Origin of the sequence: Cryobacterium sp. Hh7, assembly GCF_004403155.1 — a bacterium.
In the GTDB taxonomy this organism is placed as follows: domain Bacteria; phylum Actinomycetota; class Actinomycetes; order Actinomycetales; family Microbacteriaceae; genus Cryobacterium; species Cryobacterium levicorallinum.
Genome location: NZ_SOHG01000016.1, coordinates 203,462 through 223,373 on the forward strand (window position 1 = coordinate 203,462; position 19,912 = coordinate 223,373).

Consider the following 19,912-nt stretch of genomic DNA (forward strand, 5'->3'; position numbering starts at 1 on the left):
GATGCCCCGGTGCCGGTCGAAACGTCAGCGCCGACGCGGATCGAAACCGCCGTCGCTACCCAGGAACCAACCGTTCCCGCTCTGGACGGGCTCACCGACCACACGGCCCAGGACGATTCCTGCGCCCAGTCTTTCACCGGGTAGCGCAGTCGTGCCCGGGCGGCACCTCCCGGTCCGACCGGTAGGACCGTGGCCGGCACCGCAGATCGCGACCGGTCAGGAGATGGCGGTCTCGACGGGCTCGACCAACGATGGGGTGGTTCCGACATGCTGCTAACGTTCCCGAGGATCCACCTGGCGGCGCGCACCCCCGCCGATCGGACCGTGAGCCCAATGGTTGCCGGCCTGAAAACCGTCACCGTGCCGCTGGTGGAATGCGCACACGCTGGTAGAGGCGCCAGTTCCCGCCCGCCGGTCGATGCGCGAGCCCCCACCCACCGGTCAAACCACGAGCCCCGACGCGCTGGTCGAGTCGCGAGGAACGCATGATCGAGACCCACGTCAGGGATCTCGATCAGCGGTAGGCCTACTTCTCCCAGTGGGGTTTCTCGGCGGGGGTGGCGGCACAGTTTTGGCCGGCGGGGCGCCAGGTTTGGGTGGGGTCGAAGATGAGGGGTCCGCGGACCCAGGGCCTTCCGTGTCGCATGTCGATGTTCCAGCCGGAGGTTTCGATGCTGGCATGCACTGCAGGACTCAGCGCACCGGCTTCGGCCCACATGCCGACGGGATTAGCTTGGGCCTCGAGCGGACCCCCGACAGTGTAGGGGACGAAGGAATAGTCCTTCGTGACTGAAAACCAGACAGTGCCGAGGATCAACACACCGAACGCGCACAGAGCGGGGTAAACACGGATGGGCTCATCACCGCTGCTGTCGCGCACGCACCAGAAGATCAGCAAGCCGCACAGCCCGGCCACAAAAAGATTTTGCAACCACGGCGAACCGACGTTGGTAGCCGAGATCACCGTGTTGTCCCAACCGAGAACTACCCCTGACGTCACCGCCTCTGCCCGCAGGGCGATGAATCCCACCGCCACTAGATAGACCAGCGCGAATCCGGTCGAAAGTGCAATTCTTGCGTAGCGGATGACTACCCCCGTAGAACTCGAAACTCTGCAGATTCACTGCAACACCCATTCGACCGTAACGGGATCGCCTCGAACAACGCAAAACCCGGATGAACATGGTTGACGAGCGGTTCAGGCTCTGGACGCGTTCACCGAGCGCGCTCCACCAGGGTCGCCAGCCAACGGCGTATCACGAAATCACACGTGATCCGTAAAGCAGCGGAAGCATACGAACGCGCCCACGCGTGAGATTCAGACCGCAAATGACCCGAACTGAACGATTGGCCGATGCGTTAGAAGCCGAGGCGCCCGAGCTGCTTCGGGTCGCGCTGCCATTCCTTGGCGATCTTCACCCGCAGCGACAGAAAGACGCGCTTGCCGACGAGCGGTTCGATCTGTTTACGCGCGCGGGTACCGACATCCTTCAGCCGGCTGCCCGACTTGCCGATGATGATGCCCTTCTGGCTGTCCCGTTCGACGAACAGGTTGGCGTAAATCTCAACCAGTTCCTGGTCATCACGCTCGATGATGTCGTCGATGGTCACGGCGATCGAGTGCGGCAGCTCGTCGGTGACGCCCTCAAGGGCTGCCTCGCGAATGAACTCCGAGATGCGCGACTCGAGGGTCTCGTCGGTGACGGTGTCGGCCGGGTAGAGCGGGGCATCCGCATGCGGCAGCAGGCGCAGGAGTTGGGTCGCCAGGGTGTCGAGCTGGATTCGGCTGGTCGAGGAGATCGGAACAATGGCCTCCCAATCCCGCAGCTGGGAGACGGCGAGCAGCTGATTGGCGACGTTGGTCTTGGAGGATGCATCAATCTTGGTGACGATGGCGACCTTTTTGGCCCGCGGGAAGGCATCCAGTTGCTCGTTGATGAACTTGTCTCCCGGGCCGATCGGCTCGTTGGCCGGGATGCACAGGCCGATCACGTCGACGCCGGCCAGGGTCGCCGTGACCAGGCTGTTCAGGCGCTCACCGAGGAGGGTGCGCGGGCGGTGGATTCCGGGGGTGTCGACCAGAATGAGCTGGCCGTTCTTCTGGTGCACGATGCCCCGAATGGCGCGGCGGGTGGTCTGCGGCTTCGACGAGGTGATCGCGACCTTCTCCCCCACGAGCGCGTTTGTCAGCGTGGATTTTCCCACGTTGGGGCGTCCCACGAAGGAGACGAATCCCGCTCGGTAATCGGCGGGGTGCGCCGGTGTTGCTGCGGTCATGACCGTTCTCCTTCATCATCAGACACTGTGCTACGATTCGTTCCCGTGAGAAATGCGGTCTGCGCATCAATCAGCGCTTCGTCGCGCTCCACCAGCACGGTGCTGATGCGCTTACGACGACCTTCGGTGCGTTCGGCGGTGAGGTTCAATCCGCTCACCGAGGCGACCGACCCGGCGACGGGCAGTCGCCCGAGTGCCTTGGCCAGAAGGCCACCGACCGAGTCGACATCATCGTCGTCGAGCTCGAGGTCAAAGAGTTCGCCGAGCTCGTCGACCGGCAGTCGGGCGCTGACCCGAAAATGCCCATCGCCAAGGTCTTCGAACTCGACCACATCGCGGTCGTACTCATCCGAGATATCGCCGACGAGCTCCTCGATCAGATCCTCGAGGGTGACCAGTCCGGCGATGCCGCCGTACTCGTCAACGACCATGGCCAGGTGGTTGGACTCAAGCTGCATCTGCCGCAGCATATCGTCGGCTTTCTTGGATTCCGGCACGAACACGGCCGGACGTGCGAGTTCTGCGACCGTCAGCTGCAGGGCATTGATCGGGCGTTCAAAAACCAGCCGGGCAACGTCGCGCAGGTAAAGGATGCCGGCGACGTCGTCGACCTCGCCGCCCCGAACGGGCACGCGCGAGGTACCGCTGCTCAGGAACAGGCCCATGGCCGCGTCAATGCTCGCGTCGGCGTCGATGGTGATCATGTCGGTGCGGGGAATCATGAGCTCCCGCACGACAGTGTCGCTGAACTCAAAAATTGAGTGGATGAGCTCGCGGTCGTCCTCCTCGATTACGTCGAGTTCGGTGGCCTCGTCGACCATGCTGAGCAGCTGGTCTTCGGAGGTGAAGGTCGCCAGCTTGGTACGGCCGGGGGTGACGCGGTTTCCGAGGGCGACCAGGGCGTTCGCGATCGGTCCGAGCAGAACGCGCGCAACATGCACGAGCAGCGCGGTGGCCGTCAGCAGGGCGACCGGATGCGCCCGCCCGACACTGCGCGGACTGGCACCGACCAGCACAAACGAAACCGAGGTCATGATCAGCGCCGACAGCAACAGCGCGAGCCACAGGGCCTCGATGGTGGTCGCAAAAACGAGGGTCACCAGGACCGCGGCCGTGGTCTCGGCGGTAATGCGAATGAAGTTGATCGCATTCAGGTGTGCGCCGGTGTCCTCGGCGATCGCGCGGAGCGACCGTTTCGCCCGCCGAGTCGGCACCAGGCCGACAATATCGGCCCGGGATTGGGTCGTGATCGCCGCGTCGACGGCGGCCATCAGACCGGCAAACACGACCAGAACCACGGCCGCGTAAATAAACCACACGATGTGCATCAGGGGCGTTGTCGTTCCTGCATGGCAAAACCGATGAGAATGTCGCGCTGAATGCCGAACATTTCCTTCTCCTCGGCCGGTTCGGCGTGGTCGAAGCCGAGCAGGTGCAGCACGCCGTGCGTGGTCAGTAGCAGTAGCTCATCGAGGGTGCTGTGCCCGGCGGTTTCAGCCTGCTCCTTGGCAACCTGCGGGCAGAGCACGATATCGCCGAGCAATCCGGGCGGGGTCTCCTGCTCCTCGGTACCGGGGCGTAGTTCGTCCATCGGAAAGCTCAGAACGTCGGTGGGGCCCGGCTCATCCATCCACTGCACGTGCAGCTGCTCCATGGCGCCCTCGTCGACCAGCACAATGGCGAGTTCGGCGTCGGCGTGCACGTGCATGGTGTCGAGCGCGAAGGCAGCGAGGCGCTGAATGGCTGCCTCATCGACCGGAATGGTCGACTCGTTGTTGATTTCGATGCTCAACTGGAACTCCGTTTCGGGTTGCGGCCGGGCGCATTGCCGGTGCGCTGGGGGCCTTGAGTAGCAAATGCGCGCGCTTCGGCGCTCTCCTGGCGGAGGGCCTGTTTCTGCGCGTCGTACTCGGTATACGCGTCGACGATGCGCCCGACCAGCGAGTGCCGCACAACGTCGGCACTGGTCAGATAGGAAAAGTGGATGTCGTCGATACCGTCAAGCACACGGGTCACCAATTTCAAGCCGCTGCTGCCGGCCGGCAGGTCGATCTGGGTGACATCGCCGGTGATGACCATCTTGGAGCCGAAGCCAAGGCGGGTCAGGAACATCTTCATCTGCTCGGGCGTCGTGTTCTGGGCTTCGTCGAGCACGACGAAGCTTGCGTTCAGGGTGCGACCGCGCATGTAGGCAAGCGGGGCGACCTCGATCGTGCCGGCCGCGAGCAATTTGGGGATCAGTTCGGGGTCAAGCATTTCGCCGAGCGCGTCGTAGAGCGGCCGCAGGTAGGGATCGATCTTGTCGGTGAGCGTGCCGGGCAGAAAGCCGAGCCGTTCTCCGGCCTCCACGGCCGGGCGGGTCAGGATGATGCGCTCGACCTCTTTGTTCTGCAGGGCACGCACCGCCTTCGCCATGGCGAGGTAGGTCTTGCCGGTTCCGGCCGGTCCGATGCCGAACACGATCGTGTTGTCGTCGATCGCGTCGATGTACTCTTTCTGGCCGATCGATTTGGCCCGAATACTCTTGCCACGGGCGGTCAGAATTGGAGCGCCGAGCTGAGCGGATGGGCTCACGGAACTGTCGGCAGCCAGCATCCGTGCCGCCGTGGCCACCTCGGTCTCGCCGAGGTCGTGGCCGGTGCGCAAGGCCAGCTGCAGCTCCTCGATCAGGCGACGCACGGCCTCGACGTCGTCGGCCGAGCCGCCGAGCGTCACGTCGTTGCCGCGCACGTGCACGTCGACCTTCGGGTAGGCGGCCTCGATGGTGTTCAGGTAGCGGTCTTCGGGGCCGAGCAGGCGCACCATGGCGACGCCGTCAACGGTGAAGCGCAGCTCCCTGTTGGAGTCAGCTTTATAAGAATCAGAGGGCGCCAAGCGAGTCCTCCCCCAGCTGATCAGACGCTTCGGGGCTGCCGAGCACGTGCGCGTGCACGTGGAAGACGGTCTGGCCGGCGGCCGCCCCGGTGTTGAACACCAGACGGAACTGTCCGTTGGTGCGTTCGACCGCGATCTGCTCGGCCACGGCGACGAGTTCGGCGAGCAGGGTGGGATTGCCGGCGGCGAGCTCGACCACGTTCTGATACTGAGGGTCTTTCGTGGTGACGACAACGTGCACCGGGGCTTTGGGTGCAATGTCGAGGAAGGCGATGATGTGCTCGGTTTCGGCCACGATCGTCGCCGGAATCTCACGCGCGATGATGCGGCTGAAAATGGTCGGTTGGGCGACGGAAGAAGACATACCTCTATCTTAAGCGGCGCTATCAGCGGCACGCACTACCAACGGCACGCTCTACCAGCGACCCAAAGTTGCATTGAGGATTGCGAGGGCGGCTGGCCCCGCGGTCGATGTGCGCAGCACGGTGTCGCCGAGGCGTACCTGGCTCGCGCCGGCCTGCTCGAGCAGGAGCAGTTCGGCCGGCGATATTCCGCCCTCGGGGCCGACGACGAGCAGAATGTCACGGTCGTCGGTGGGGACGGCCACCTCGGTGAGGCGACCGGTCGCGGTCGGGTCGAGCAGCAGCATCCGTGTCGTGGCGGCCAAAACGGCCAGCTGCTTGGTGCTGGTCAGCTGGGCGACATCGGGCAGCCAAGCCCGGATCGACTGTTTGCTGGCCTCACGCACGATGCTGCTCCAGCGTTCGTGGCCTTTGGCGATCTTCGCGCCCTCCCACCTGGTGATGGAGCGGGCTGCGGACCACGGGATGACACCGTCGACGCCGAGTTCGGTGGCGGCTTGAATGGCCAGTTCGTCCCGGTCACCCTTGGCGAGGGCCTGCACCAAGCGGATGCGCGGCGTCGCCGCCGCAGTCTCGCTCGCGTCATCGACGCGCAGGGTCAACTGCACAGCGTCCGCCGTCAGCACGGCTCCCTCCAGCAGCAACCCGGCCCCATTACCCAGGCGGAGCCGGTCCCCGGGGCGCACCCGGCTCACCGTGACCGCGTGCCGCGCCTCGGCGCCGTCCACGGTGACCACCTGCCCCGGGCGGCACTGCGCCGCCCGGAGCGTTTCCTGCAGGTAGAAATGTGCCACGTCAGCCGAGGAACCGGTCGCGCAGCTTCGCGAACAAGCCCTGCTGGTACTGGCTCAGGGTCGGCGCCGGAGCCGCGTAGCGGGCTGCGAACTGTTCGATCAGGTCGCGTTCCTTGTGGTCGAGCTTGGTCGGGGTGAGCACGTGGATGCCGACCTTGAGGTCGCCGCGGCCACTGCCGCGCAGCTTGGTGATGCCGCGATCCTTGATCGTGAGTACCTCGGAGCTCTGCGATCCGGGGCGAATCTCCACCTCGATGTCACCGTCGAGAGCCTTGACGGTGACGGTGGTGCCGAGAATCGCACTGGTCATCGGCACGTCGAGCGAGCACATCAGGTCGTCGCCATCACGGCTGAACACGTCGTGATGGCGCACCTTCATCTCGAGGTACAGGTCTCCGTTGGGACCGGCAGCCGGGCCGGCTTCGCCGCTGCCGGGCATCTGCAGGCGCAGGCCGGTGTCGACGCCGGCCGGAATGTCGACCGGAACGGTGCGGCGGGCGCGAATGCGGCCCTGACCGGAGCAGGTCATGCACGGGGTGGCGATGATGGTGCCGTAACCGCGGCAGGAACCGCACGGGCTTGACGTCATCACGTTCCCGAGCAGGGAGCGCACGGCGCGCTGGATGCTGCCCGTGCCGTGGCAGATGTCGCAGGTGATCGGCGAGGTGCCAGGCGCGCAACAGGACCCCTTGCAGGTCTCACAGACGATCGCCGTGTCGACCTCCAGGTCGCGGTGCGTGCCGAAGATGACCTCGTCGAGGTCGAGGTCGACTCGAATCAGGGCGTCCTGGCCGCGTTCGCGGCGCGAGCGCGGACCACGGCTGCTGCCGCCGCCGCCGAAGAAGGTCTCGAAGATGTCGCCGAAGTTGCCGAAGTTCTGCCCGTCGAAGCCGCCGTTCTGGCCGCCGCCCTGGTCGTACTTCTGGCGCTGCTTGGCGTCGCTCAGCACGTCATAGGCGTGCGTGATGCTCTTGAACCGTTCGGATGCTTCGGCGCCGGGGTTCACGTCGGGGTGCAGCTCGCGGGCGAGGCGACGGTAGGCCTTCTTGATTTGGTCGGTGGTCGCGTCGCGGTCAACGCCAAGCGCTTCGTAATGGTCAGCCAAAGGTGGCTCTCCTTGATTTTTTGATGATGGTTGTTCGAAATGGCACAGAGCCTGATTGGTACAGAGTTCAGGTCTCGCCGAGCAGGCGGGAGAGGTACCGGGCGACGGCGCGGACGGCCGCCATATTGTTGGAATAGTCCATGCGGGTCGGCCCGAGCACGCCCAGCCGGGCCAGGTTGCCGCCTGCGGTGTAGCCGCTGGTCAGCACGCTCGCTTCCGGCAGGCCGAAGGCCGCATTCTCCCGGCCGATACTCACCGAAACGCCGTGCTGGTCGGTCTCCATCTCGCCGAACAGCCGCAGCAGCACGACCTGTTCTTCGATGGCTTCGAGTACCGGATAGATGCTGCCGGAGAAGTCGTCTTCGGTGCGCACCAGGTTTGCGGCTCCGGCCATGACGAGCTTCTCCTGACGGTTGGCCCCGACCTGGTCGGCGACGGTGCGCGTGATCAGGTCGACGATCGGCTGCAGCGCCGGCGATCCCGGCCAGACGCTCGCGGCGAGGGCAACGCTCGCCTCGGCCATGCCCAGTCCAACGACCGTGACGTTGAGTCGGGCGCGCAGTTCGCCGAGCGTCTGCTCGTCGAATGCTCGCGGAAGGTCGATGACTCGCTGCTCGACCCCGCCGGAATCGGTGATCAGCACCGACAGGATGCGCGTCTCGGTCAGCGGCACGAACTCGATGTGCCGAACCCTGGCGCGGGACAGCGAGGGGTATTGCACGAGCGCGACCTGGTGGGTGAGCTGCGAGAGCAAACGCACGCTGCGCACGAGCACCTCGTCGAGGTCGGCGGAGTGACCCAGGAAAGTTTCAATGGCCTGACGCTGGGCCGGGGTCAGCGGACGCAGGTCGGCTAGGTGGTCGACGAAGACCCGGTAGCCCTTATCGGTCGGGATGCGCCCCGAGGAGGTGTGCGGCGCCGCGATGAGCTCTTCTTCTTCGAGCAGGGCCATGTCGTTGCGAATGGTCGCGGCGGAAACACCGAAGGAATGCCGGTCGACGATGGATTTGGAGCCGACGGGTTCGCGGGACGCGACGTAGTCCTGCACGATGACGCGCAGCACATCGAGCCCACGGTCGGAAACCATTTCGCCCGCCTTCCTCTTTTTCCGGTCCAACTTCAATTGAGCGGATGCCCCGGGTCGGCGCGCCTCGAGCGCACCGGAACGCAGGTTTGCCGGCACGTCGTTGGCACTCGCATCCACTGACTGCCAATACTATCGCGACCGGCCGTGTTCCGGCTGAGCGCACCCATTGCCAGTATCGCGAACCGAGCGTTTAATTACCGCTATACGCTCCCCCCGGAGTTCAGTGAAAGGCACGATCATGAGCGATCCACAGGCACAACCTCCCGGTGATTCCAACTACCGTGACCCTAATGCTGGGCAGCAGCCGTATGGCCAGCAGCCCGGTACGGGCAGCCCATACGGCACCCCTACAGCCGCAGCCCCACTCTCGGAGGCCGACGACCGACAATGGGCCTCGTTTGCGCACCTCGGCGGCATCCTGAGCTTTCTTCCGTCGCTGATTATTTGGCTGGTCTTCAAGGACCGCGGCCGCCTCACCAATACCGAAGCGAAGGAGGCGCTCAACTTTCAGATCACCCTCGTGATCGGATACGTCGCGATAAATATCGTCTCGTTCATCCTGGCGATCGTCACCTTCGGAATTGGCGGCCTGCTCATCGGCCTGACCTGGCTGCTCTGGGTGGCCGGAGTCATCTTTTCGATCATTGGGTTTCTGAAGGCCAAGGACGGCCAGAACTACCGGTATCCGGTCGCGATTCGCCTGATCAAGTAGCGCGCGGCCCGGTCCAATACGCATCTCGGACGGTTAGTCTGGAGGGGTCTGGCCTGGCTTGTCCGACCCCACACAGTGCTAGTGCACGCAGTGGTTCTTCCCTGGATGTCGTCGGCAACCCATCGCCAGATCCACCGCGTCCAGACCGACCACGCTCGAACAGGAGACCGCATGTCCGAGAACGATTCACGCACAAATCCGTATGAATCCACCCCGCCGCAGAACCCGTACGCGCAGAGCGTCCCGCCGGCGCCGATGAGTCCGGCCGACGAGAAGATGTGGGCGACCCTGATTCACGTCGGCGGCATCCTCTTCGCCTTTGTTCCCGCACTCATCGGCTATCTCGTGCTGCGCGATCGTGGGCCGTTCATTCGTGCCCACAGTGCGACGGCTTTGAACTTTCAGATCACCCTGATGATCGTTTATGTGGTGGGCACCGCGTTGACGGCGATCCTGATCGGCTACCTGATTGTGCCGGTGGCCTGGGTGCTCGGCATCATCTTCTCGATCCTCGCCGCACTCGCGGCCAACCGCGGCCAGGGGTATTCCTACCCGCTGACCATCAGATTCTTCAGCTAGCGCACGCTCTTAGTCGCTCAGCCGACGCACCACGGCGTCGGCCAGAAGCCGTCCGCGCAGGGTCAGTTCAATGGTCCCGGCGAGGGCAGCTTTGGCGTTGACGAGCTCATCGGCGATCAGGCCGGCCACCTCTCGGCGTCCGTCCGCTGACAGCGATGCGACCGGGATACCGGTGCGGATGCGGCTCTGCAACAGGATGCGCTCGAGTTCGCGGGTGGGCGCATCGAGCGTTTCGCGACCGGCGGCCGGCGACAGGCCGCCGAGCATCCGCTCTGAATAGGCTGCGGGATGTTTGACGTTCCACCAGCGCACCCCGCCGATGTGGCTGTGGGCGCCGGGGCCGATGCCCCACCAGTCCTGGCCGGTCCAGTAGGCGAGGTTGTGGCGGGAGCGGTGCGCGTCGCTCGTAGCCCAGTTGCTGACCTCGTACCAGTCATAGCCGGCGGCGGCGAGCAGTTCGTCGGCGAGTTCGTAGAAGTCGGCCTGTTGGTCGTCGTCGGTCGTGGCGATCTCGCCGCGGCGAATCTGCCGCGCGAGTTTGGTGCCGTCTTCGACGATGAGCGAATAGGCGCTGAGGTGGTCTGGGTGAAGGCTGAGCGCCTGTTCGAGGCTGGTGCGCCAATCGGCGAGCGACTCTCCCGGCGTGCCGTAGATGAGGTCGAGGCTCACGTCGAGGCCGGCGGCGCGGGCCCATTCCACCACGAGGGGCACCCGCTCCGGGTCGTGGGTGCGTTCCAGGGTCGCCAGCACGTGCGGCACGGCGGACTGCATACCGAAGGACACCCGGGTGAATCCGGCCTCCGCGAGGGCGCCGAGGTAGGCGGCATCGACCGAGTCGGGGTTCGCCTCGGTGGTTACTTCGGCGTCGTCGGTCAAGCCCCACTGGTCGCGCACGGCACCGAGCATTTTCGCCAGGTCGGTGACCGGCAGCAGCGTGGGTGTGCCTCCCCCGAAGAACACCGTTGCCACCGGGCGTTCGGGCACACCCGATGCGGTGAGGATGCGGCTGGCGGCTTCAACCTCGAGCACGGCTTGGCTGGCGTAGTCGCTCTGCTTGACGCCGCGCAGTTCGGTCGCGGTATAGGTGTTGAAATCGCAGTAGCCGCAGCGCACCCGGCAGAACGGCACGTGCAGGTAGACGCCGAAATCGCGTTCAGCGGCGTTGACGGCTGCCGAGGCCGGCAGAAGGCCGTCGTCGGGTGCCGGGTCGCCGATGGGGTGGGGTCCGGCCATGGGTGGTGCTCCAGTACGTTCTATTTGATCGCACCCGCGGGGTGCAAAGCCCGCAGATACAACTTGGTGAATTTGGCCTGCTGAAAGCGCAGCACCGGCCACGCCAGTCGGTAATACCAGGCGCTCGGCCGCGAAAAGGAGCGGATCGTCAACCAAACCGAGTCGTCCTCGCGGTGCTCGACGATGAAGGATTCCTCACCACTCTCCGGGTGACCGGCCAGGGTGCCGTAGGCGAACCCGATGCGGGCGGCCTCGTCGATCACGTAAACGACCCGCACCGGCGCGGTCACGCCGATCGGTCCAACCCGCATCTTGAGTGTGGCCGTCATACCGTTCGCAATATACGGGGTGCCATCCTCAGCGAAGGTCGCTTCATTGACCGGATGCTGCTGCCCGCCCGCCGGCGCGCCGTCAGGCCCAAAGGTCACCGGCGTGTACTGCACGCCGGTTCCATTTTCGAGGTCGGTCACCTCCATCCCGCTGCCGCGCTGGATTCCCCACGTCATCAGCAACTTCGTCGCGGCTTCAAAGCGTTCCGGCGAACTGCCGAGCCTGACGCTCTGCTCCATCGGCCGGTAGCCCTTGGGCGGATAGCTCATCAGGTCGGGCGCCAGCGTACCGCCGATGGCAGCGTAGCTGACGGCGGCGTCGGTGAAGGTGGCCCTGCGCATCCGCTTTACTTCTTGTCTTTGGTCTCGATGTCGCCGCTGAGCGCGGCGATGAAGGCTTCCTGGGGAACTTCGACCCGGCCGACCATCTTCATGCGTTTCTTGCCCTCTTTCTGCTTCTCCAGCAGCTTGCGCTTGCGCGAGATGTCACCGCCGTAGCATTTGGCCAGCACGTCTTTGCGCATCGCCGAGATGCTCTCGCGGGCGATGATGTGCGCACCGATCGCGGCCTGGATGGGCACCTCGAACTGCTGGCGCGGAATCAGTTTGCGCAGGCGCCCGGTCATTAGCGCGCCGTAGGCGTAAGCCTTGTCGCGGTGCACGATGGCGGAAAACGCGTCGACCTGTTCGCCCTGCAGCAGAATGTCGACCTTGACCAGGTCGGCTTCCTGCTCGCCGGAGGGTTCGTAGTCGAGCGAGGCGTACCCGGCGGTGCGGCCCTTGAGCATGTCGAAGAAGTCGAACACGATCTCACCGAGCGGCATCGAGTAGCGAATCTCGACGCGGTCTTCGCCGAGGTATTCCATGCCGAGCAGGGTGCCACGGCGACTCTGACACAGCTCCATAATGACGCCGACGTAGTCTTTCGGGGCGAGAATCGCGGCCTTGACCATGGGTTCGAGCACCTTAGCAATTTTGCCGGTGGGGTATTCGCTCGGGTTGGTGACCGTGACGGTGCGCTTGTCGTCGGTGGTGACCTCGTAGGGCACGCTCGGCGCCGTGGTGATGAGGTCGATATTGAATTCACGTTCGAGGCGTTCGGTGATGATCTCGAGGTGCAGCAGGCCGAGAAACCCGCAGCGAAATCCGAAACCGAGGGCGACGGATGTCTCCGGCTCGTAGCCGAGGCTGGCGTCAGACAGCTTGAGTTTGTCCAGTGCTTCGCGCAGCGCCGGATAATCGCTGCCGTCGATCGGGTACAGGCCGGAGAACACCATGGGCTGCGGTTCGTCGTAGCCGGGCAGGGCGTCGGTCGCCGGGCGCACTGCGGTCGTGATGGTGTCGCCGACCTTGGACTGGCGCACGTCTTTCACACCGGTGATCAGGTAGCCGACCTCGCCGACCCTGAGGCCCTTGCTCTCCACCGGTTCGGGCGAGATGACGCCGATCTCGAGGATCTCGTGCGTCGCCTTGGTCGACATCATCTGAATTTTTTCGTGGGCCTTTAGATGGCCGTCGATCATGCGCACGTAGGTGACGACGCCACGGTAGCTGTCGTAGACCGAGTCGAAGATCATGGCGCGAGCGGCGGCATCAGGGTTACCCTTCGGCGCCGGAATCATCGTCGTGGCGAGGTTCAGCAGCTCTTCAACACCGGCGCCGGTCTTGCCGGAGACACGCAGCACGTCTTCGGGGCGTCCGCCGATGAGGCTCGCGAGTTCGCGGGCGTACTTCTCCGGATCGGCGGCCGGCAGGTCGATCTTGTTGAGCACCGGAATGATCGTGAGGTCGTTCTCGAGGGCGAGGTAGAGGTTGGCGAGGGTCTGGGCTTCGATGCCCTGGGCCGCGTCGACCAGCAGGATGGCGCCCTCGCAGGCGGCGAGGCTGCGGGAGACCTCGTAGGTGAAGTCGACGTGGCCGGGGGTGTCGATCATGTTGAGGGCGTAGGTGACGCCGTCCATTTCCCACGGCATGCGCACGGCCTGGCTCTTGATGGTGATGCCGCGTTCCCGCTCGATGTCCATGCGGTCCAGGTACTGGGCCCGCATGGAACGCTCGTCGACGACGCCGGTGATCTGCAGCATCCGGTCGGCGAGGGTCGACTTGCCGTGGTCGATGTGGGCAATGATGCAGAAGTTGCGGATGAACTCGGGGGCCGTGGCGGCCGGTTCCAGCGCGTGAAGGGCTCTCGGTGACATAGTTCGTCTATTCTTCCATGCTCCGGCGGTTGGCGTTCTCCCCGACCCGCAAGCGCTGGTACCGGCGGCCCCGGCTGCCGACTATCTGCCAGCGGGACTGTCCAACGGTGAGAGGTCCGACCCGGGAGTCGAGTCCGAGAATCGCGGCCGGGTTGACCGTGAGCGCTTCGAGCGTCGTCTGCACCGGCAGCCCTTCCTGCACGGCCAGGGAGGCCTGGCACACCAAAAAGTTCACCGGAACGACGCGAGCATTGATGATGGCGGTCAACGTGGTCGTGGGTGCAGATGTCATCGCTCCAGCCTCGGCATGCGCTGTGATCGGGGCTGACTAGGCTCGCGGGCATGGAGATTCCCGAGTCACGCGTACCAATTTTGCTCGTTCACGGTATCCGTGCCTCGGCCACGATGTGGCGGTATCAGGAGAAGAAGCTGCGTGCCGCCGGGCACCGGGTTCTCGCGATTGATCTGCCCGGCCACGGGCAGCGGATGACGGAGCCGTTCACGGTACCGGCCGCGCTCGCCGCCATCGACGACGGAGTGGCGGCGCTCGGTGGCAGTGTGCTGCTGGTCGGGCTCTCGCTCGGCGGCTACTACGCCGTCGCCTATGCCGCAGAGCACCCCGATCGGGTAGCCGGGCTGATCGCTGCCGGCTGTAGTGCAGTTCCCAGGGGCGCTTTGCTCGAGGGGTATCGGCTGCTGGCCCGAATGATTCACCGCCTGCCCGATCGGGGCTTGTGGCTGCACGAGGGTCTGGCGCGCCTCCTTCTACCTGCGGCCGGGGCGCGCGATGTACTCGCGGGCGGCGCCGCACTCGACGTGATGGATTCCGGCCTGCAGGCGACCTCGACGCTGACTCCCCTGGCCAGCCTCGCGGCGTATCCCGGCCCGGTCTGGTTGGTCAACGGTGCGCTCGATCACTTTCGGCTGAACGAGCGGCGCTTTCTCTCCGCCTGCCGCAACGGGACGGTCGTCGTGGTGCCGGGAGCAACGCATCTGTCGAGCCTGGCCCAGCCGGAGCGCTTCACGGCGATTCTGTTGGGGGTCGCCGGATTGGTGTCGCGGGCGAACTGAGGCCGCGGCATCCGCTTGCCGCAGCATCCGCTTGCCGCGGCCGAGTTGGGTGCCCGAATGCACTCATGGCACACCGCACCCGCGTGAGCGCGCCCGATACCGGTGCGCGCTACGGCAACCGGCGTAGGGTCACCCACATCGGGCGCGGTCATGCGCACGGAGGGTGCGGCGACATCCGCTCGCGCGAGCGAAAAGGGGTTCCCACCGACCGGGCGGGTTTTGGGGGCGGACCAATTGCTGGTAGCGTTAGCGGTTGGCTTGCGTGTTGGGTCCCACCCCGCACGATTTTCGCCGCAGAAGCGCCCTCTACCGCTGAGCGGCTGTCCGTACTAGAACCTAACGAAAGCGTAAAAAACGTGGCAAATATCAAGTCGCAGATCAAGCGAATTGGCACCAACAAGAAGGCCCAGGAGCGCAACAAGGCCGTCAAGAGCGAGTTCAAGTCCGCGATCCGCGCGACTCGTACCGCAATTGCCGCTGGCGACAAAGACAAGGCCGTCGTCGGTCTGGCCTTTGCTTCCAAGAAGCTCGACAAGGCCGTCAGCAAGGGTGTAATCCACCAGAACCAGGCTGCGAACAAGAAGTCCGCCATCGCGAAGGCTGTCGGCGCACTGGTCTAATCGACGCTGGATCCACCCGCACCTGGTGTCTGCGTCGGCTCGTCAAAGCGGATGCTGCACCTCGTGGCAGATAAGCCCCCGCCCCTCGGCGGGGGTTTTTTGTGTCCCTGGCAACCCGTTCGTGCAGCAGTGGCGCTGTCCCTGGGTCTCGAATTGACCACAAACTCTGTGACGCAGTGGTCCATTACTCGGCGTGTATTGCGGTCAACCGCGCAGGTTGAACCAGGCTCAGCAGCCCCGAGACCCGCTCGTTGCCGGTGGCGCTAGCCCTCGCCGCGGCGGGCGATCACGCCGATGAGTCGCTCGAGAGCGTAGACCGGGTCGCGACCCGCACCCTTCACCGCGGCATCCGTTTCGGCAAGCACGAGGATGCAACGAGCAAGGCCCTCGTCGCTCCAGCCGCGCAGGTCCTTCTGGGCGCGCTCCACCTGCCAGGGGGCCAGACCGAACTGGGCACCGAGCTGAGCAGAGCCGCCGCGGGCTCCGAAGACCTTCGCCATGGTGCGAATCTTCATAGCGAAGGCCGCGACGATCGGCACCGGATCGGCCCCGGAGGTGAGGGCGTGCCGCAGGGTGACGAGGGCCTCGCCATTGCGGCCAGCGATGGCCCAGTCTGCAACCTTGAAGGCGTTGGTTTCAACCCGACCGCCGTAGTAACGGTCGACCGTGGTTTCGGTGACCTCGCTCGTCGCGTCTGCGATGAGCTGCTGGCAGGCGGCGGAGAGTTCGGCCAGATCGTCGGAGAACGCGGCGACAAGCTGCCGCAGCGCACTCGCGGTGACGCGTTTGCCGGCCGCCTTGAACTCGTTCGACGCGAATTCGTACTTCTCGGTGTCTTTCTTGAGCTCGGTACAGACCACCTCGATGGCGCCACCGAGTCCGCTGCGAATGGTGTCGAGCAGCTTCTTGCCCCGTACTCCCCCGCCGTGTCGCAGCACGACGTAGGTGTCGTCGGCCGGGTTCTCGAGGTAGTCGAGCGCCTCGGCGAGAAAGGTGTCGCTGCACTTCTCGACGTTGCTGACCCGAATCAGCCGCGGCTCGCCGAACAGGGACGGGCTCGCCAGGGTGAGCAGCTCACCGGGGGCGTAGCTGTCGGCCTGCACGTCGCTGATTTCAAGGCTGGGATCTTCAAGTTTGAGAAAGTCGCGGAGCTGACGGATGGCGCGTTCCGCGAGAAACGTTTCGGTCCCCGAGACGAGCACGATCGGTGCCGGACGCACCTGGTGCCAGCCGAGCTGGGGAATGACGGTGCCCTTGGCCGCGCGGGCGGGGGCTGCCTTGCCGGAGCGGGAGCCGGTCGTGGCGGGTCGTGCGGCCAAAGCGCTCTCCTTGGGTGTCATGCGGGTGGTCGATCAAGCCTAACGCGCACGACTGACCCTCCCGGCAGCATCCGGGGCAGCCGTCGGCGGCGCGGGCGGCCCGCGGTCGGTGATCTTCTCCGTCCAGAGCACGAGGGTGCCGTTGTCCCCTGGCGCAACCACCGCCATCCCCTCCCGGTCGGTGCGCACGGACACGGTTTTCACCGAAGCGAGAACGTTGAGCAGCGCGTCAGTGGGATGCCCGTAGGTGTTTGTCGCGCCGACCGAGATCAGCCCCACCCGGGCCCGCAACTCGGCGTACAGCTCGGGGCTCTGATCGGCCGAGCCATGGTGGGCGACCTTCACGACGTCGACCCGGCCGGGCGGCGAGACCCGCCGCAAGGCATTCTGCGATTCCTCGCCGAGATCCCCGAGAAAAATCGAACGGATGCCCCGCCCTTCGAACACAATGGTGATGCTGCCCGGGTTGCCCGCCTGCATCGTCGTGGCTCCACGGACGGGCCAGAGTATGTTCCAGCGCAGTCCGCCCAGCGTGCCGGCATCACCCCGAGCCGTCTGACGCACGACGGCTCCACCAGCGGCGAGACGCTCGTGCAGGCGTTCGTCCTGCGCGTTCTCCGGCTGCCCGACCAGGGCGGTATCGACCTTGCCGATGACAGCATCCAACCCGCCGATATGGTCGAGGTCGTAGTGGGTAAGTACGAGCAAATTGATACGACTGATGCCAAGAGTGGCCAGGCAGCTCGCGAGCAGTTTCGGGTCGGGACCGACGTCAACCAGGCCGTACCGATCACCATCGCGCACGACGACGGCGTCGCCCTGCCCAATATCGCAGGCTGCAATCTGCCAGTTCGCCGGCAAGGAGGCGGCCCGGCCGATTCCGGTGCCGATCAGCGACCCGGCGTAACCTCCGAAGCCGACCAGCAGCACGGCGAGGACCGCCGTCGGCCAGCGGGCGGGGCGAGCTGCCGGGCCGCGCAGGACGACCACGAGCGTGAGCAAGGTGACGACTGAGAGCAGCAATACGCCGGGCACTCCGCCCGGCCATGGCAGGCGGGTGCCCGGCAGCGTCGACGTGGTCTGGGCCACGGCGGCGATCCACGCCGATGGCAGCCAGGCCAGGGCAAGCAGGCCCGACGCTACGCCCGGGAGCACCGGCAGGGTCAGGCAGGCGATCAGCCCGACCACCGTGGCGACCGGCGCGGCGGGACCAGCGAGAATGTTGGCCGGCACCCCGTACAGCGGCAGGCTGGGGCTCAACAGAATGAGCACGGGCTGGCAGGCCAGTTGGGCGGCCAGGGGAATGGCGATGACGGCGGCCAGGGCCAGCGGCATCCACTGGCTGAGCAGCCGGCTGAGCGGACCGGCCAGAATGAGGAGCCCCGCGGTCGCGAGCACGGACAGCGCAAAGCCGTAGTTGCGGGCCAGCCACGGGTCGCTCGCGAGCAGTCCGATCACCACGATGAGCAGGGTGGGCACGCCTCGCCCGGGCCGGCCGGCGCCGATCGACGCGAGAGTGAGGGTGGCCATGACCGCCGAGCGCAGCACGCTCGGCTCGGGTGTGACCAGCACGGTAAAGCCGAGCAGCGTCGCCAGTGACAGCAGAATGCGCCAGCTCCGACCGAGCCGCAAGTAGCCGCCGAGCAGCATGATCGCGGCGATGACGATGGCACAATTGGCCCCGGAAACGGCGGTCAAGTGGCTCAGGGAGCTGGTTTTCATGGCTTGATCGAGGTCGGGGCTGACCGCGCTCGTGTCGCCGATCGCCAGGCCGGGGAGCAGATCTCCCCCGTCACCGGGGAGGCTCGTCGCGGCCGCCGCGAACCGAGCGCGGAGCTCGTTCGCCCACTGCAGCCACCAGGGCGGAGACTCGGCTACCTGAGCGGGGTCGGTGGCAAACAGTAAGGCGACCGCCGCGTCGCCCGGATCCGTCGGGCGCAGGGTGCCGCGCAGGCGCAGGCTGGTGCCGATCTCGGGTTCGTCGCCTCCCCCGGCCGCCTCGGCGAAGACCACCACCGGGGTCGACACCCTCGTCGATTCGCCGCGCAGGTCCAACTGCGTGAGCGTGGCCCGGTAGCGCACCCGCCCCGACGTACCGCCGCCGATGAAAGCTTTGGCTGGTACCGGAACCGACCAGACCGTGACCGTGACCGTGAGCGTCGCGTGCGACTCCGCGGCGGCGCGCACCTCCGGCGGCAGGCGCACCGGCGCCCATACCCCGACGGCAGTGGCGACAAGAGCCGCCGCCGCACAGCAGAGCACGATGCTGCCGCCGAGCGTCTGCCAGCGGTCACCCGGCCGAGGTGACGTTCCGGGGGTAGTACGACCCCGCCGACGGGACGCTGCATTCTGCTCCACGACCCGCCGAGCAGCACGACCGCTGGCCAGCACAGCGCTCGCACGATCGGTTGCCGATCGAACTGGCTGCGGCGCATCGGCCCCCAGCACGACGGAATGCGCCGGCATCCGTTTCATCACGAGGATGCCAGCCGTCACCCCGGCCGCTGCCCACAGGACCAGGGCGATGGACCGGGCGCCCTCTGGCGCTCCGATCAGCAACCCTGCAGTGAGCCACGCGGCCAGGGCCGGAAGCGCCAGCCGCAAGTCGAGGCTCATACCGTAATGAGGTCTTTGAGCGCCTCGAACGTTTTATCGCCGATTCCCGTGACATCGCGCAGGCCGTCCACGCTGGTGAATCGCCCGTTAGCCGTGCGAAAGTCGATGATGCGCTGTGCCATGGTTGGGCCGATGCGGGGCAGGGAGTCGAGATCGGCGAGCGTCGCCGAGTTGAGGTTGACCTTGCCGGCGGGCGAGCCAGCTCCCCCGGAGACGGCCGCCGCTGGGACGCCCGGCGGCACCTCGCCCTGCCGCGGCACGTAGAATTGCTCGCCATCGCTCACGACCCGGGCAAGATTAACCCCGGCAGGGTCGGCCTCGGCGCTCAGCCCGCCGGCGGCGGCGATCGCATCCATGACCCGGGCGCCGTCCCGCAACTCGAACAGGCCGGGCCGGGCAACCGCCCCCAGAACGTGCACGAAGATGATCGCGTCCGTGGCAGAGTCATTCGGCGCTGTGCTCTCACCGGCATCAAACGGCTCGAGGCTGCCGCCCGTGGGGATCGATAGCGTTTCCGAGCCGACCGTGCGCTGCCCCGCCTGCTGGCCCACCGCCGACACGATGACGGCGACCACGAGGGCGAGCAGCAGGAGCACGACGGCCGCTCCCACGCCAACTCGCAGTCGGGGACGTCCCCCCGCGGCCGGAGCGAGGCGCTCCAGATCGAGGGGGAACCGGTCGGGCTGCATGCTCGCAGGCTAGGCCGCGCGAAGCATCCGTTTCTGGTCGGATGCCC

At 65.9% G+C, this 19,912-nt stretch carries 21 protein-coding genes; 5 read left to right on the forward strand and 16 right to left on the reverse strand.

Translation table 11 applies throughout. The features are described from left to right. Window positions 1-9 precede the first annotated feature (9 nt). Entirely contained in the window at window positions 10-144 is a 135-nt protein-coding gene (locus tag E3T43_RS19480) for a hypothetical protein (RefSeq protein WP_255454176.1), read from the forward strand. Window positions 145-526: 382 nt separating this feature from the next. On the opposite strand, the gene E3T43_RS05950 is transcribed toward E3T43_RS19480, so the two are convergent. From E3T43_RS05950 to hrcA, 9 genes are all read right to left on the reverse strand, one after another. Continuing rightward, window positions 527-1,036: a hypothetical protein gene (locus tag E3T43_RS05950; protein WP_206751394.1), complete on the reverse strand. Its 510-nt coding sequence runs from the start codon at window positions 1,034-1,036 to the stop codon at window positions 527-529. Between the two features lie 323 nt (window positions 1,037-1,359). Next, entirely contained in the window at window positions 1,360-2,277 is a 918-nt protein-coding gene (era, locus tag E3T43_RS05955) for a GTPase Era (protein ID WP_092448506.1), read from the reverse strand. Next, a complete protein-coding gene (locus E3T43_RS05960; protein ID WP_174843076.1) occupies window positions 2,274-3,605 on the reverse strand; it encodes a hemolysin family protein in 1,332 nt (443 codons plus the stop codon). The genes era and E3T43_RS05960 overlap by 4 nt, the downstream gene beginning before the upstream one ends. Then, a complete protein-coding gene (ybeY, locus tag E3T43_RS05965; RefSeq protein WP_092448504.1) occupies window positions 3,605-4,069 on the reverse strand; it encodes an rRNA maturation RNase YbeY in 465 nt (154 codons plus the stop codon). The genes E3T43_RS05960 and ybeY overlap by 1 nt, the downstream gene beginning before the upstream one ends. Beyond that, window positions 4,066-5,082, reverse strand: coding sequence for a PhoH family protein (locus tag E3T43_RS05970; RefSeq protein ID WP_134471798.1), 1,017 nt, complete (start codon window positions 5,080-5,082; stop codon window positions 4,066-4,068). The genes ybeY and E3T43_RS05970 overlap by 4 nt, the downstream gene beginning before the upstream one ends. A 55-nt stretch (window positions 5,083-5,137) precedes the next feature. Then, on the reverse strand, window positions 5,138-5,515 hold the full coding sequence (locus tag E3T43_RS05975; RefSeq protein WP_134443077.1) for an HIT domain-containing protein: 378 nt from the start codon (window positions 5,513-5,515) through the stop codon (window positions 5,138-5,140). A 51-nt stretch (window positions 5,516-5,566) separates the two neighbouring features. Next, entirely contained in the window at window positions 5,567-6,307 is a 741-nt protein-coding gene (locus E3T43_RS05980; protein WP_134443078.1) for a 16S rRNA (uracil(1498)-N(3))-methyltransferase, read from the reverse strand. A 1-nt stretch (window position 6,308) separates the two neighbouring features. Then, window positions 6,309-7,412, reverse strand: a complete 1,104-nt coding sequence (dnaJ, locus tag E3T43_RS05985) for a molecular chaperone DnaJ (protein WP_134443079.1) — start codon at window positions 7,410-7,412, stop codon at window positions 6,309-6,311. A 67-nt stretch (window positions 7,413-7,479) separates the two neighbouring features. Beyond that, window positions 7,480-8,499 carry a heat-inducible transcriptional repressor HrcA gene (gene hrcA / locus E3T43_RS05990; protein ID WP_134469355.1) on the reverse strand — a complete coding sequence of 340 codons (1,020 nt, stop codon included), beginning with the start codon at window positions 8,497-8,499 and terminating at the stop codon, window positions 7,480-7,482. A 238-nt stretch (window positions 8,500-8,737) separates the two neighbouring features. Between hrcA and E3T43_RS05995 the strand changes: the two genes are divergently transcribed. Both E3T43_RS05995 and E3T43_RS06000 read left to right on the forward strand, forming a co-directional pair. Then, window positions 8,738-9,211, forward strand: coding sequence for a DUF4870 domain-containing protein (locus E3T43_RS05995; RefSeq protein WP_134471691.1), 474 nt, complete (start codon window positions 8,738-8,740; stop codon window positions 9,209-9,211). A 171-nt stretch (window positions 9,212-9,382) separates the two neighbouring features. Continuing rightward, window positions 9,383-9,790 (forward strand): DUF4870 domain-containing protein, encoded by a 408-nt coding sequence (locus E3T43_RS06000; RefSeq protein WP_233195382.1) that lies wholly within the window; start codon window positions 9,383-9,385, stop codon window positions 9,788-9,790. A gap of 9 nt (window positions 9,791-9,799) precedes the next feature. Here E3T43_RS06000 and hemW read toward each other — a convergent pair whose 3' ends face one another. From hemW to E3T43_RS19680, 4 genes are read right to left on the reverse strand one after another with little or no spacing between them, the layout of a single operon-like run. Further along, window positions 9,800-11,023: a radical SAM family heme chaperone HemW gene (gene hemW, locus E3T43_RS06005; protein WP_134471692.1), complete on the reverse strand. Its 1,224-nt coding sequence runs from the start codon at window positions 11,021-11,023 to the stop codon at window positions 9,800-9,802. A gap of 20 nt (window positions 11,024-11,043) precedes the next feature. Next, window positions 11,044-11,694 carry a DUF1990 family protein gene (locus E3T43_RS06010; RefSeq protein WP_134443083.1) on the reverse strand — a complete coding sequence of 217 codons (651 nt, stop codon included), beginning with the start codon at window positions 11,692-11,694 and terminating at the stop codon, window positions 11,044-11,046. A gap of 5 nt (window positions 11,695-11,699) precedes the next feature. Continuing rightward, a complete protein-coding gene (gene lepA, locus E3T43_RS06015) occupies window positions 11,700-13,550 on the reverse strand; it encodes a translation elongation factor 4 (protein ID WP_134443084.1) in 1,851 nt (616 codons plus the stop codon). Between the two features lie 7 nt (window positions 13,551-13,557). Continuing rightward, on the reverse strand, window positions 13,558-13,842 hold the full coding sequence (locus tag E3T43_RS19680; protein WP_370449884.1) for a hypothetical protein: 285 nt from the start codon (window positions 13,840-13,842) through the stop codon (window positions 13,558-13,560). Window positions 13,843-13,892: 50 nt separating this feature from the next. On the opposite strand from E3T43_RS19680, the gene E3T43_RS06025 reads away from it, so the two are divergent. Both E3T43_RS06025 and rpsT read left to right on the forward strand, forming a co-directional pair. Next, window positions 13,893-14,621 (forward strand): alpha/beta fold hydrolase, encoded by a 729-nt coding sequence (locus E3T43_RS06025; RefSeq protein ID WP_134443085.1) that lies wholly within the window; start codon window positions 13,893-13,895, stop codon window positions 14,619-14,621. Between the two features lie 356 nt (window positions 14,622-14,977). Next, window positions 14,978-15,241, forward strand: a complete 264-nt coding sequence (rpsT, locus tag E3T43_RS06030; protein ID WP_092448491.1) for a 30S ribosomal protein S20 — start codon at window positions 14,978-14,980, stop codon at window positions 15,239-15,241. A 263-nt stretch (window positions 15,242-15,504) separates the two neighbouring features. On the opposite strand, the gene holA is transcribed toward rpsT, so the two are convergent. From holA to E3T43_RS06045, 3 genes are read right to left on the reverse strand one after another with little or no spacing between them, the layout of a single operon-like run. Next, a complete protein-coding gene (holA, locus tag E3T43_RS06035) occupies window positions 15,505-16,560 on the reverse strand; it encodes a DNA polymerase III subunit delta (RefSeq protein ID WP_241978839.1) in 1,056 nt (351 codons plus the stop codon). A 39-nt stretch (window positions 16,561-16,599) separates the two neighbouring features. Further along, complete coding sequence (locus E3T43_RS06040) at window positions 16,600-19,176, reverse strand: ComEC/Rec2 family competence protein (protein WP_134471694.1); 2,577 nt, start codon at window positions 19,174-19,176, stop codon at window positions 16,600-16,602. Continuing rightward, window positions 19,173-19,865: a helix-hairpin-helix domain-containing protein gene (locus E3T43_RS06045; protein ID WP_134471695.1), complete on the reverse strand. Its 693-nt coding sequence runs from the start codon at window positions 19,863-19,865 to the stop codon at window positions 19,173-19,175. Before E3T43_RS06045 ends, E3T43_RS06040 begins: the two co-directional genes overlap by 4 nt. Window positions 19,866-19,912: the final 47 nt, after the last annotated feature.